The organism is Pseudomonas yangonensis, from assembly GCF_009932725.1.
Classification (GTDB): domain Bacteria; phylum Pseudomonadota; class Gammaproteobacteria; order Pseudomonadales; family Pseudomonadaceae; genus Aquipseudomonas; species Aquipseudomonas yangonensis.
On record NZ_BLJU01000185.1, the window covers coordinates 1 to 496 of the forward strand.

Here is a 496-nt window from a genome sequence, read left to right on the forward strand (position 1 = left end):
GAGCATCGCCAGCACGGTCCAGATCAGCAGTTGCGCGCTGTAGCGGCCGAAGCGGGTCGACAGCGGCTGGCGCATGTAGCGCGGGGTGCCGCCGCGCAGCATGATGTTGCCGCGGGTGCAGCCGAGCAGCAGGCTGTGTTGCAGGATCAGCGACAGCAACCCCGGAAGGACGATGGCGGCGAAGCTGATGCCGGGGTTGAACAGGTCGGTCAATTGCCCTACCAGCGGGCTCAGCACCACCTGCGCCTGGGTCGCGGTGAAGCCTTCGCGTTCCAGCAGGGCAGCGTTGTAGCGGTTGGTCAGCGCGCTGTAGACCGCCGAGATGTCCTGCTGGATCTGGCCGTTGGCCATGCGGTTGGTGGCATCGCCGAAGTAGGTGGTCACCAGCGCCTCGCCGCGCAGCAGGCGCTTCTCGAAGTTCAGCGGGATCAGGATGATCGAGTACAGCTCGCGCCAGTCCAGGTCGCGCTTGGCCTGCGGCAGGCTGTCGTAGCCG

At 66.7% G+C, this 496-nt stretch carries 1 protein-coding gene; it reads right to left on the minus strand.

Annotated elements, in window-relative coordinates; all coding sequences use genetic code 11:
* Window positions 1-496, minus strand: a 496-nt coding sequence (locus tag GYB81_RS24010) for an ABC transporter permease (RefSeq protein ID WP_161898018.1), incomplete at both ends; no start/stop codon positions are given.